The 12090-nt window shown below is 62.1% G+C and carries 8 protein-coding genes; 2 read left to right on the plus strand and 6 right to left on the minus strand.

All coding sequences use genetic code 11. The features are described from left to right. Positions 1–30: 30 nt before the first annotated feature. Complete coding sequence (locus tag AC1RS8_RS22780) at positions 31–546, plus strand: PaaI family thioesterase (RefSeq protein ID WP_340316049.1); 516 nt, start codon at positions 31–33, stop codon at positions 544–546. Between the two features lie 177 nt (positions 547–723). On the opposite strand, the gene AC1RS8_RS22785 is transcribed toward AC1RS8_RS22780, so the two are convergent. From AC1RS8_RS22785 to pvdM, 5 genes are all read right to left on the minus strand, one after another. Continuing rightward, positions 724–3141: a TonB-dependent siderophore receptor gene (locus AC1RS8_RS22785; RefSeq protein ID WP_489338972.1), complete on the minus strand. Its 2418-nt coding sequence runs from the start codon at positions 3139–3141 to the stop codon at positions 724–726. 126 nt (positions 3142–3267) lie between these two features. Then, positions 3268–4917: a cyclic peptide export ABC transporter gene (locus tag AC1RS8_RS22790; RefSeq protein WP_218498072.1), complete on the minus strand. Its 1650-nt coding sequence runs from the start codon at positions 4915–4917 to the stop codon at positions 3268–3270. Between the two features lie 196 nt (positions 4918–5113). Then, positions 5114–6001 (minus strand): dihydropyoverdine dehydrogenase, encoded by an 888-nt coding sequence (gene pvdO, locus AC1RS8_RS22795; protein ID WP_154861477.1) that lies wholly within the window; start codon positions 5999–6001, stop codon positions 5114–5116. A gap of 29 nt (positions 6002–6030) precedes the next feature. Continuing rightward, positions 6031–7311 carry a pyoverdine-tailoring periplasmic protein PvdN gene (pvdN, locus tag AC1RS8_RS22800; protein WP_489338971.1) on the minus strand — a complete coding sequence of 427 codons (1281 nt, stop codon included), beginning with the start codon at positions 7309–7311 and terminating at the stop codon, positions 6031–6033. A gap of 30 nt (positions 7312–7341) precedes the next feature. After that, complete coding sequence (gene pvdM / locus AC1RS8_RS22805) at positions 7342–8691, minus strand: pyoverdine-tailoring dipeptidase-like protein PvdM (protein ID WP_154861475.1); 1350 nt, start codon at positions 8689–8691, stop codon at positions 7342–7344. A 252-nt stretch (positions 8692–8943) separates the two neighbouring features. On the opposite strand from pvdM, the gene pvdP reads away from it, so the two are divergent. Then, positions 8944–10563, plus strand: coding sequence for a pyoverdine maturation tyrosinase PvdP (gene pvdP, locus AC1RS8_RS22810; protein WP_489338970.1), 1620 nt, complete (start codon positions 8944–8946; stop codon positions 10561–10563). A gap of 132 nt (positions 10564–10695) precedes the next feature. Here pvdP and AC1RS8_RS22815 read toward each other — a convergent pair whose 3' ends face one another. Then, positions 10696–12090 carry an efflux transporter outer membrane subunit gene (locus AC1RS8_RS22815; protein ID WP_489338969.1) on the minus strand — a complete coding sequence of 465 codons (1395 nt, stop codon included), beginning with the start codon at positions 12088–12090 and terminating at the stop codon, positions 10696–10698.

Below are 12090 nucleotides of genomic sequence, written 5' to 3' on the forward strand. Positions count from 1 at the left end.
GAACCACCCGGTATTAAGGATGGACACGGTATGACCACGCAGGACATTTCGCTTCAAGACATCGCCGCACCTGAAGGCGTTTGTTATGGCTGCGGCAGCCAAAACCCGCACGGGCTGCACATCAAGAGCTTCTGGCATGAAGACGGCGTGCATGTCATGGCGCAGCACATGCCGGATGACAAGTATTGCGGCTGGCCGGGTCTGGTTTACGGCGGTTTGATCGCGATGCTGGTCGATTGCCACTCCAACTGGGCAGCGATGGCTTATCACTACCGGGCAGAACAGCGCGAGGTAGGCAGCTTGCCCCACATCACCTGCGTCACCGGTAACCTGGGCATCAAGTACATCAAGCCCACCCCGATGGGTGTCCCCCTGACACTGCGTGCAAAAGTCGAGGGCGAGGTCGGGCGCAAAAGTCGGGTTATTTGCGAGGTCTTCGCCGGGGATGTCCTGACCGCTGTCGGGGACTCCACGTTTGTCCGTGTCGATACCGAGCAACTCAGGGCCGCTGCGCAAGCAGAAAACGGCACCGGGCCACTAATGTAGGAGCGAGCTCGCTCGCGATGGACTCATAGGCGCAGCGTTCAACCAGTAAACACGCGTTATCGTTAACGACCATCGCGAGCAAGCTCGCTCCTACAGGTGGAAGCAGTCAGCCATCGGGTTCGCGGCGCCAGCCACTGTAGGAGCGAGCTCGCTCCTACAGGTGGAGGCAGTCGGCCATCAGTACTGCGCGCGCAGGCTCAGGGTCAGGGTGCGCGGGTCGCCGTAGAAGTTGGTGCCCCAGGAGGCATCGACGCGGTCGTAGTACTTGCGGTCGAACAGGTTGTTGGCGGTCAGTGTCGACGACAGGTGTTCGTTGAACTTGTAGCCGACTTGCGCCGAGGTAACAGCATAGCCGCCTTGATGGAACTTCACGTCACGCTGGTAGTAGGTGTCGCTGACCACACGCACGCCACCGCCGACGCTGAAGTCCTTGAGCGGGCCGTCGGTGAACTCGTACTTGGTCCACAGGTTGAAGTTGTGCTTGGGCGTGATGGTGCTGAAAGTCTTGCCTTTGTTGGCCTGGTCGCCGTCCAGGAACTTGGTGGAGGTGTAGGCGTAACCGGTGACGATGCTCCAGTTGTCGGTCAGGTTGCCGCTCAACTCGGTTTCCCAACCCTGGCTGCGTGCCTTGCCTTCGGTCATGTAGGCACCGGAGGTGTTGTCGTATTCGGCGCGGTTTTCATCGTAGATGCGAAAGGCGGCGATGCTGGCGTTCAGGCGACCGTCGTAGAATTCGCGCTTGAGGCCGATTTCGTATTGCTTGCCTTCGCGCGGGCCGACCGGCTCGCCGTTTGTGCCGATTTCGCTTTGCGGTTTGAACACGCCGGTGTAGCTGAAGTAGGTCGACAGTTCTGGGGTGATCTTGCCGATGATGGCGCCGTACGGCACGACCTTGCGGTTGATGCTGGTGTGGGCTTCGCCGAAGTTGTTGAAGAAGGCGTTGGCGTTCTTCGCATCGCTTTCGTACCAGGTCACGCGGCTGCCGCCGATGACATCGAGCCAGTCGGTGACGTTGAACTTGGCGCGGGTGTAGACGCCGTACTGATCGGACTTGGACCAGTTGCCGTTGACGTGCGCATAGTCATTGCGGGGAATGTCGATGCTGCCCGGATTCCACACGTTGATCGGGAAATACTCGCCGCCGCCGTAGGTGAAATCCTTGTCCAGGTGCTGGTACTCGGCACCCACGGTGAACTCGTGTCGGCGATCGGCGAACTCGAACGGCGTGGTGACAAAGCTGTCGACGCCGACGGTCTTGATGTGGGTGTAGTAGTCGTAGGCCACGGCCCAGCTGTCACCGGTGGCCGGGTCGACTGCGCCGTCGGCCCAGGTGAAGTTACGCTCCGGGGTTTCGGCATCGCGGTAGGTCAGGGTGGTCTTGAACTGACCGCCGTTGTCCAGTTCGTGGTCGAGCTCGGCGAAGGATTCCCAGACTTTTTCGTTGAGGGTGTTCCACTTGGCATCGACGAAGGTCGAGCGCGGCACGTCGAGCAATGAGCCGTCGGCGTAGGCCGGCAGGCCGAAGGCCGGGGTGGAGTTGTTCTTCTGGTAAGCGCCGCCGACCGACAGGGTGGTGGCCGGGTCGAGGTCGAATTCCAGGCGACCGTAGACCATCGGGCGTTCGTTCTGCGCGTAGTCGACGAAAGACTGGTTGTTCTCGTAGGCGGTGATGAAACGACCGCGCACGGTGCCCTGTTCGTTCAACGGGCCGGTGACATCCACCGAAGAACGGTAGCGATCGTAAGAGCCGGCAGCCAGCTCGCCACCGAGGGCGAATTTGCTCAGGGCGCGCTTGCGCACCACGTTGATGGTACCGCCGGGTTCGCCCGCGCCCTGGTACAGGCCCGACGGGCCGCGCAGCACTTCGATGCGGTCGTACATCGCCAGGTCGAAACTGGTGGCCATGTCGCCCTGGCCGGTGGGCTGCGAGACGCCGTCGACCTGCACCTGGTCGACGAGGAAGCCACGCATGTAGACGTCATTGAGGCTGGAGCCGGAGTTGTAGGTCTTGATGGTCACGCCGGTGACCTGACGCATGGCGTCCTGCAGGCTGTTCAGGTTCTGGTCGTCCATGCGCTGGCGCGTGACGACGGACACCGACTGCGGGATGTCCTTGAGCTTGATGTTGCCTTTGCCGATGGTGACTTCATTGGTGGTGTAGGAGTGCGAGCCTTCGGTGGTTGGCCCCAGCGCCAAGCCGGTGATGGACGTCGCACCCAGTTGCAATGCACTGGAGTCACCGGCCGATGGCACCAGCGACACGGTGTTGCCATTCAACTGAAAATTGATGCCGCTCCCCAGCAGCAAGGTTTTCAGTGCCTGTTCCGGTTCCATGTTGCCGGACACCGCCGTGGACTTGATGCCGTTGACCATGTCCTGGCTGTAGAGAATCTGCAGGTTGGTCTGCTGGCCCAGTTGGCGCAATGCGCTGGCCAGCGACTGAGCCGGTACATTGACGTTCACCGGGGCTGCCTCGACCTGGGACGTACCCAGCAGCAACAGGGTCAGCAGCGCGCCCGGCACGACCGTTCGGAATTTCTTTTGCCGTTCGATGGCTAACGCCAAGGGTGCGCGGGACAGAGTAAGGCTTTGCATTGCTCGAATCGCTCCAGAATGGTGTGTGCAGTTTTTTAGTTAATGATAATTATTATTAGACGGACCACTTTGGCTAAACCGGAAAACAAACTTCAAAAAACAATGATTTGCGTGCGGCCACGGCGCTCAGGCGGTTGCGCGCTCGGTGACGACCCGGCCCGATTCCATGCGCACCAGTTGATCGGCCATATCGAAATAACGGTCGTCGTGGGAGATGACGATGATGGTTTTGCCCAGGCGTTTGAGGTCCGGCAGCAGCTCGGTGTAGAAGATGCGGCGGAAGGTCGGGTCCTGGTCGGCGGCCCATTCGTCGAACACCAGCACCGGGCGTTCTTCCAGCCAGGCATTGACCAGCGCCAGGCGCTTGCGCTGGCCGGTGGACAGGTCGGTGGTGGTGAAGCTGCCGTCCCTGACGCTGACCTTGTGCGCGATCTCCAGCCGTTGCAGGTAGGCGTTGGCATCTTCGGGGATGTGCTGGTCGCCCTGGACCACGTCATCGAACAGGTAGTAATCGGCAAAAATCGTGGTGAACAATTGGCGATAGTCGTCGCGATTGTGCGCATCGATGCCCTGGCCGTTGAGCTGGATCGAACCCTGTTGCGGCGCGTAGAGGCCCAGCAGCAACTTGATCAGGGTGGTCTTGCCGCAGCCGTTTTCGCCGACGATGAAAATGATGTCGCCTTGCTCGATGGTCAGGTTCACCGGGCCCAGGCGAAACGCGTCACTGCCCGGTGCGGCGGGGAAGGCGTAGCTGACATTGTTCAGTTGCAGGCGGTCGAGCACGGTTGGCCGGATGCCGTTGTCGTTGAGCAGCAGGTGCGGCTCGGGCGAGGAAAACTGGCTGGACAGCTCGGCGATGCGGCGGAAGGCAATCCGCGCCCGGCTCACGATCGGCAAGGTGCTGACCAGATGCTCGATCGGGCCTTTCATGTACAGCAGCACCAGCACGAAACCGCTCATCACCGCTTGGTCGGCGCTCGGCCAGAACGATTGCAGCGCCAGCGCCAGGCCGATGACCACGAAGAACAGCATCGAGCCCAGCGTCTTGGCGATCACGAAGGTGTTGATCGAACGCACCTGGGTGTTACAGATGAAATCGGCGGTGCCCTGGATGCCCTTGACGAACATGCGCTGGCGGCGCGGGCGGTGGATGCGCAATTCCTTGGCACCGCCGGCAATGGCGTTGTAGTGCTTTTGCAAATCGTCTTCGGCATCGCGGGCGGCCATGAAACCCTGGATGCCCTTGCCCTGCGCATAGAACTGGATGCCGGTGCCGATGGCAATTGCCAGCACCATCATCAGGAACATCGGCCACGACAACATCGCCAGGTAACCCATGCAGCCAAGGGTCACGGTCAGGGAAATCGCCAGCGGCGCGAAGGCGAAGGCGAAGTCGCTGATGGTGTCGACGTCGTGGGTCAGCACTGGGATCAGCCGGTGGCTGCGATAGCGCTCGATCTGCTCGATGGGGGCCGAAAGGACTTTCTCCCCCAGCGTTTTGCGCAGCCTGGCAATGATGTGCTGGCCAACATAGTTGGTGCCGATGTCGGAGCAGATCGAACTACCCAGAGCCAGCAGGCACAGGCCGCCGAACAGCGCGACCACGCCTTGGGTCAGGCCGTGCGGCGAATGCAGCGCGTTGTTGATGGTGGCCAGCAACACCGTCACGCTCAGGCCACCCACCATGCCCAGGAAAATGGACGCGGCGACGATCAGTCGAAACGGTTTCAACAGGGCCAGTAATTCGCCGATGGCGCCTCGGGTAGGCTGGGTCATGGCAGACAGTTCCTTGGGTCGTAAGGCAGATACCCAGTAGAACGTCTGGTGAAGGGCTTAATTTAAACGGTGGGAGACAGGTGGTGCCAAACCTGTGGGAGCGGGCTTGCTCGCGAAGACGGGCTGTCAGCCAATGAAGATGTCGACTGACAGGCCACCTTCGAGAGCAAGCCCGCTCCCATAAGGGATCTGGAGATCAGAGAGTGCGTACTACACGAAATCCAATCCAGTCGCCACGGGTTTGCGGGTCGATGTCATTGCGGTTACCCGAGCGGGAAAACACCGGTGCTTCGCCCCAGTCGTTGCCACGGATGCGCAGGGTGTCGCAGTTCGGTTCGGTCCAGGCGCTGCCATCGGTGGGAGCGCCGACGTAGTCCGGGTGGTAGCAGTCGGCGATCCACTCGTAGACGTTACCGTGCATGTCGTACATACCGAAGGCGTTGGGCGGGTAGCTGCCGACCGGCGAACTGTAGCTGTAGCCATCGGTGGGGCCGTAGGTGTTGGCGTGGGTGGCGATGCTGTACTCGGTGCCGGGGTCGAACGGGAAGGGGAAGGGACCCGTTGACCCTGCGCGGGCGGCGTATTCGCGCTGGGCCTCGCTGACGATGTGGTAGTGCTGGCCGGTCTTCATCGACAGCCAGGCGACGTAGGCACTGACTTCGGCGAAGTTCATGCACACCGCCGGCTGACGCGGGCTCTGTGGATAACGCGGCTTGCTGTTGATGCACTCGCGGCCGGGGCGGGTGTCGCCATCGGGCAGGGTGATTCCGGTTTCCTTGAGGTACTGGTCCCATTCGCCAGCGGTGATCTGGTAGCGGCTCATGGCGAACGGCTTGTCGAACGTCACCTCATGCATCGGGCCTTCATCAGGCTCACGGCCGACTTCGTCTTCCGGGGTGCCCATGGTGAATGTGCCGGCGGGCAGCACGACCATTTCCGGGCAGTTACGGCAATCCTTGAAGACCTTGCCCGGCAGCGGCGCCGTATACGCCTGGGCGAGGCCGGGCATGGCACTGCCGAGCAATGCCAGCAGCATCAGGGCGCCCAGGCCTTTGGAACGCCCCCTGTTCAGGATGTTTTTCATAAGGGTTCTCGCTAAAGGGAATCGGCGGTTCAGAGCTTGCTGGCCATCAGTTCCATCAACTTGTCGATGTGCGCTTGGGTATTGAGCAGCCCCGGCGACACACGAATGATCGGCCCGACATCACGGTCCACGGCGTCACACACCACGCGCTGATCCATCAGGAAGTTGGCGACTTCGTCGCAGTCCTGGTTCTTGATGCGGAAGAAGGTGAAACCGGCGGAATACTCCGGCGACAGCGGCGTGACCAGCTCCACCGACGGGTGTGCCTGCAAACGTTTCTTCAGGTAGCTGTTGATGTCGTGAATGCGCGTCGCGACCTCGGCCTTGCCCAGCTCCAGGTGCAACTTGAAAGCTTCGGTCAGTGCCCAGCGGTGTTCGAACGAGTGGTAGCCGCCGTAGGTCATCACGGTGGAAAACTGGGTGGCTTCAGAGAAGGTCGGGATGGTCGGGGTCACGTCCTTGAGCTCGTCGGAGCGGGCGCAGATGATCCCCGTGCCCCGTGGGCCGAACATCCATTTGTGGGTGCCGGCAATGAAGAAATCGCAGTGCATGTCCGGGAAGTCGACGTTCTCCACGCCGAAGCCGTGTACGCCATCGATCACGTAGAGGATGCGGTCCTTGTCGGCGCGGCCACGGTTTTTCTCCTCCACCAGTTTGCCGATCTCGCCGATGGGCAGCTTCACGCCGCTGCCGGAATGCACCCAGGTCATGCCCAGTACACGGGTTTCGGGGCGAATGTTGCGTTCAATCGCGGCCAGCACTTCGGCGGTCGAGACTTTGTACGGGTCTTCGAACAATTTGATCTTGCGAACCTGGGTGCCGTCCTTTTGGGTGCGGTATTCGAACACACTGTTGGCGGCGTAGTGCTCGTGTTCGCTGGTGAGGATCTCCTGGTCCGGGCGCACGTGGATACCGGCGTAGATCATCGCCAGGCCTTCGGTGGTGCTGCCGGTCAGGGCGATCTGCGACGGCTTGGCCTTCAAGTAGCGACCGGCCCACACGCGCACCTCTTCTTCGCGGCGTTCGGTTTCGCCGCGATGCCAGTCCATGGCCAGGCCCGGGTTGCGATCGAGATTGGCGCGATGCATCTCGATGGCTTCACGCACGGGAAGCGGGTGCGAGGTCACCAGGAAGTTGGCGAAGTGCAGGTAGTTCGGGTCCTGCGTGAACAGTTGGCGCAACTGGTCCCATTTGTCCTTGGGCAACGGCGCGGGGCTGGCGGCCCGTGCTGGCAGGCTCACGGCGGAGGCCAGGGGAATGCCGGCCGCCAGGATGCCGGCCTGCTTGAGGAATGAACGACGGTTGGTCATGGATTCGGTTCGCTTTGGCAAAAGGAAAAATCAGTTTTTTACGACAGGCCGGGAAGACTTCTGCACCTGGTCCCAGACCCGCAGGAAGTTGCCGCCCCAGAGCTTGGCGATGTCGGCGTCGCTGTAGCCGCGGCTGATCAGTTCGGCGGTCACGTTGCGGGCCTCGCTGACGTCTTTCCAACCGTCCAGGCCGCCGCCGTCGTTGAAGTCGGAACTGATGCCGACGTGGTCGATGCCGATTTTTTTCACTGTGTAGTCGATTGCATCGCCGTAATCCTTGAGGGTGGCCTTGGGTTCTTCGTCGAGGATCGAATAGAGCTGGCTGGCGTACTCGCCGAAACGCTGCTCGGGCCAGACGGTGATCACCGGGTCGCCGGGCATCAATGCCATCTCCAGACCTTGCAGCGGTTGCAGGTCGAAACGGGCGCGCAGGGCGTTGAGTTTGTCCTGGGTGGCCTGGCTCAGCGGGCGGATATAGGTGGGGAAGCCGACGATCTGCACCACGCCGCCGCTGTGCTTGATCAATTGCATTTCCGTGTCACTGAGGTTGCGCGGGATGTCCACCAGGGCGCGCGGTGCCGAGTGGGAGGCGACCATCGGCGTGCGGCTCAGTTGCGCCACTTGCTCCAGGGCCTTGGTCGACATCTGCGACACATCGATGATCACGCCCAGGTCGTTGAGGCGATGCACCGCTTGCTTGCCGATGTCCGACAGCCCGCCCAAGGCATCCCGGGAATCGTTGAAGAACGGCAGCGGCCGCGACGAGTCGGCCCAGGCGTTGTTGCCCACGTAGCTGAAGCCGAACATACGCATACCGCGCGCAGCCCACTTGTCCAGGGCATTGAGGTCATTGCCCAGCGGGTAGGCGTTGAGCATGCTGATGAACACCGCGAACTTGCCTTCGCCGTGCAGGCGGCGCAAGTCGTCGGGGGTGTAGGCGATGGCCACTTGATTGGGGAAGTCACGCACCATCGCGCTGATGATCTTGTAGCGGGTTTCCTGCTCAAAGCGGGCTTCGTCGACGAAGCCGGCGGTAGGGCGATGGGGCGCGTTGGGACCGTTCCAGATTTCCGGCCAGCCGAAAATCGTCAGCGCCGCCCCGGACAGACGCCCGCGACCGGTCTTGACCAGGTCGAACTGGCCTTCACCGTCCTTGTCGACTTCGTTGCCGGCGGTGCCGAAATCCATGGGCACGGTGATGTGGCTGTCGAACGAGAGGATGCGTTCCTGCAGTTGCTCGGCCTGTTTCATCACCTTGACCGGGTAGCCGGGGTTGTCCCTGAACCAGTGATCCCAGGCCGCGAAGCCTGCACCCGCGCTGATCGCCAGGGCCAGCGGCAGGCCGATGAAAAGAGCCTTTTTCGAACGTGGTTTTGTCATTGCCGTCTCAGTCAGGTTCGCCGCCCCGGATCAGGCGCTGGGGCCTTTGCTATCTGGGGGGAACGAGTGGCTGACCGGAAAATTTAGCGTGGCTGATGGCCTCATCGCGAGCAAGCTCGCTCCCACAGGGATCTTCAGTGCGACATAGATCCAGTGTGGGAGCGAGCTTGCTCGCGATGCTTTTAAATTTATGCGGGCAACAAACGTTCTAGCTTGGATAAAGCCTGCTCCATGGCTGACACAGGTAGGGCAATGACGATTTCTCGACGATGGTTTCTCGCGGGTCTGGCGCTGACCGGTGCCGCCGTGCCGGCGGTGTATTACGGGCATCGCGAACTGACCAGGCCGGACCCGACGATCACCCCCGGCGAAGCTTCGTTCGAGGTGGCGGATGTTGCCGGCCAACGCTTGGCGGATACCTTGCGCGGGGTCTGGCAGATTCGTTTCGAAGGTCGTGACGCCGGTATCGAAGGCTTGCCCCTCGAAGGCCTGGAGGTGCTCCTCGACATCGGCCACAAGGGGCGCGGTGTCAGTGGTTATCTCGACACCGCCGAGCGTTTGCGCTCCACCGAAGCGCCCCGTTACCGGGTGCTCGGCGATCTGTCCGGGACCAACCCGAAGCAACTGGGTTGGCGTCTGCTGGGCGCCAGCGGCTGTTGCGATTACGAGTTCGACATGACCCTGGACGAGGTCTGGGCCGGTTTCGGTAATGCTGGCAGCGGCAGTCTCAGTGGACGTGTGCTGGACCTGAATCGGCCACTGATGCTGACCGCCCAGGACAATCGCTTCATCGCCGTCAAACGGGTATTCCCTGAAGCTCGCGAGCGCGCCGGCCTCAATCCGACCCTGCTCGCCTGGCTGGTATCGCCGGAGCACCGGTTGTTCCACCAGCTCTGGCATGCCTCCCGGGACAAGTGGCACAAGCTGTCCGAAGACCAGCGCGGCGCCTTGCGCGGGCTCGGCTGGCAACCCGGACCGCGGGACCAGGAGCGCGATGCCCGAGGTGTGCGCAAGGATCGCAACGGTTCTGGCGTGGACTTTTTCTTCATGCACCGGCACATGCTCGGCACCGCGCGTTCGATGCAGGACCTGCCGTCCTGGACGCATTTCCCGTTGCCACAACCGGAGCTGGCGCGGGACCGGCTCGGCTTTGCGCGTTACTTCGACAATCACGACGGCACCGCGCTGCCGCCGACCTGGCTGGCCGAGGACGATGACGAGTACTCGCAATGGGTCAGCGACATCAAGACCGGCGAGACGTATCACAGCAATTTCCAGGTCTGGGAATCCCGCTACCGCGATCCGCGTTACCTGTCGACGCTGACCCTCGGCCAGTTCGGCTCGGAGGTCGAACTGGGCCTGCACGACTGGCTGCACATGCGCTGGGCTTCGGTGCCGCGTGATCCGTCCAACGGTCAGCCGGTGCCGTTCGCCCGGGATCCGGCGGACTTTTCCGCACGCTGGTTTGCACCGGAAAACGATTTTCTCGGCGACCCGTTTTCTTCCCATGTCAGCCCGGTGTTCTGGCATTTCCATGGCTGGATCGACGATCGCCTGGAAGACTGGTTTCGCGCCCACGAGCGTTTTCATCCGGGGCAGGTCAGTCGGCTGCAGGTCAACGGCGTGCAATGGTTCGCGCCGGGACGCTGGGTCGAGATCGACGACCCGTGGCTCGGCCCGAGCACCCACGGTTGCAGCACCACACCGGGGTTGCAGGCCGGCAAGTCAGTGGAAATGGACCCGGAAACCATGAAGCTGGCGTTGCGCATTACCTTTGGCGAGGACGAGACGAAACTGAAGGATTTGTTCCGCAAAGTGCCCCAGCGGCCGTGGTATGCGCGCAATCTGAAGGCTAAACAAAGCCAGGCTTGATACCGCGTTATCGTTCAATCGCGAGCAAGCTCGCTCCCACATTTGAACCTGGTCGTACACAGACTTTGTGTTCACTGACGATCCACTGTGGGAGCGAGCTTGCTCGCGATGGCGTCCTGTCAGGCCCAGCAACTACAAGACTTGCCACCCACCCCCAAGCGCCTTGTACAGGGCAATACTCGCCTGCATCCGCGACAACCGCAGCTGCACGTTCAAATCCTGTGCCGCGTACAAGGTGCGCTGGGTCTCCAGCACCGTCAGCAAATCCTCGGCCCCGGCCTGATAACGGCTTTGCGCGATATTGAAGGCGGTCTGCGCCTGGCTCAGTTCTTCACTCTGCCACCCGCGCTGCTCATCCAGTCCGCGAATGCTGTTGAGGGCTTTTTCGACGTCGGCGAAGCCGTTGATGATCGCGCCGCGATAGGTTTCCAGCAGTTCTTGCTGACGCGCCGTGGTCTTGTCGCGCTGGGCGCCGAGGCGGCCGTTGTTGAACACCGGCGCAAGCAGCCCGGCGGTGAGGTTGTAGAAGGGGCTGCGCAGGATGTCGTCGGCCCGGTCGGCACCGGAGCCGATTTCGGCGGTGAGGGTCACGGTCGGCAGCATCGCGGCCCGGGCGACGGTGACGTCGGCCTGGGCCGCGGCCAGTTGCGCCTCGGCCCGGGCAATGTCCGGACGGCGGCTGAGCAACTGGCTGGGTACCCCGGCGTCAATCGCAGGCCAGGTCAGTTGATCGAAGCGTTCCTGACCCAGCGACAGCGCCTGAACCGGGCGGCCGAGCAGGGCGGCGAGGCTGATCCGTGCATCTTCGGCCTGTTGCTGCACCAGCGGCAGCTGGCGTTGCTGCGCCGCCACCAGGCTTTTTTGCTGTGCCAGTTCCAGGGCTGTGGCCGAACCCGAATCGAAACGGGTCTGCACCAGTTTCAACACGCTTTGGGCATTGGCCAGATTCAACTCGGCGATGCGGCTCTGCTCCTGCAACGACAAGGCTTGCGCGTAACCGTTGGCCACACCGCTGAGCAACGTCAGTTCCACGGTGGCCTGATCGAACTCGCTGGCTTTGAGACTGAATTGCGCGCTGTCGCGGCTGGCCTGCTGGCCACCCCAGAAATCGATTTCGTAGCTGGCAACCAGGTTCGCCGTGAAGTAGTCGACGGCGTCGTTATCGCTGTCGGCATCGAGCTGACTGTAGCCGTTGCCGCGCAGCAATTTCTGGCGGTTGGCGTTGACCCCTGCCTTGACTTCGGGCAGTTGCGAGCCGCCGGCAATCACCGTGTCGGCCTGGGCCTGGCGCACTCTGGCGATGGCTGCGGCCAAGTCGTAACTGCCGAGCCGCGCCTGTTCGATCAGGCGACCCAGTTGCGGGCTGCCGAAGCGGTTCCACCATTGCTGGTTGTCATGGACAGCGCCTGCGGTGTGCCGGGATTGCCAGGTAGCCGGCGGTTGGACGCCGCTGTCGGGGCGCTGTGGCGGGGTGCCGCAGGCGCCGAGCAACAGGCACAGGGTTAACACACTGAGTGGCGGCTTCAT

Source organism: Pseudomonas sp. GW821-FHT12A04, assembly GCF_058807755.1.

Coding starts and splice junctions, on each gene's coding strand:
- AC1RS8_RS22780 (WP_340316049.1), top strand. CDS start 31: ATGACCACGCAGGACATTTCGCTTCAAGACATCGCCGCACCTGAAGGC.
- AC1RS8_RS22785 (WP_489338972.1), bottom strand. CDS start 3,141: ATGCAAAGCCTTACTCTGTCCCGCGCACCCTTGGCGTTAGCCATCGAA.
- AC1RS8_RS22790 (WP_218498072.1), bottom strand. CDS start 4,917: ATGACCCAGCCTACCCGAGGCGCCATCGGCGAATTACTGGCCCTGTTG.
- pvdO (WP_154861477.1), bottom strand. CDS start 6,001: ATGAAAAACATCCTGAACAGGGGGCGTTCCAAAGGCCTGGGCGCCCTG.
- pvdN (WP_489338971.1), bottom strand. CDS start 7,311: ATGACCAACCGTCGTTCATTCCTCAAGCAGGCCGGCATCCTGGCGGCC.
- pvdM (WP_154861475.1), bottom strand. CDS start 8,691: ATGACAAAACCACGTTCGAAAAAGGCTCTTTTCATCGGCCTGCCGCTG.
- pvdP (WP_489338970.1), top strand. CDS start 8,944: ATGACGATTTCTCGACGATGGTTTCTCGCGGGTCTGGCGCTGACCGGT.
- AC1RS8_RS22815 (WP_489338969.1), bottom strand. CDS start 12,090: ATGAAGCCGCCACTCAGTGTGTTAACCCTGTGCCTGTTGCTCGGCGCC.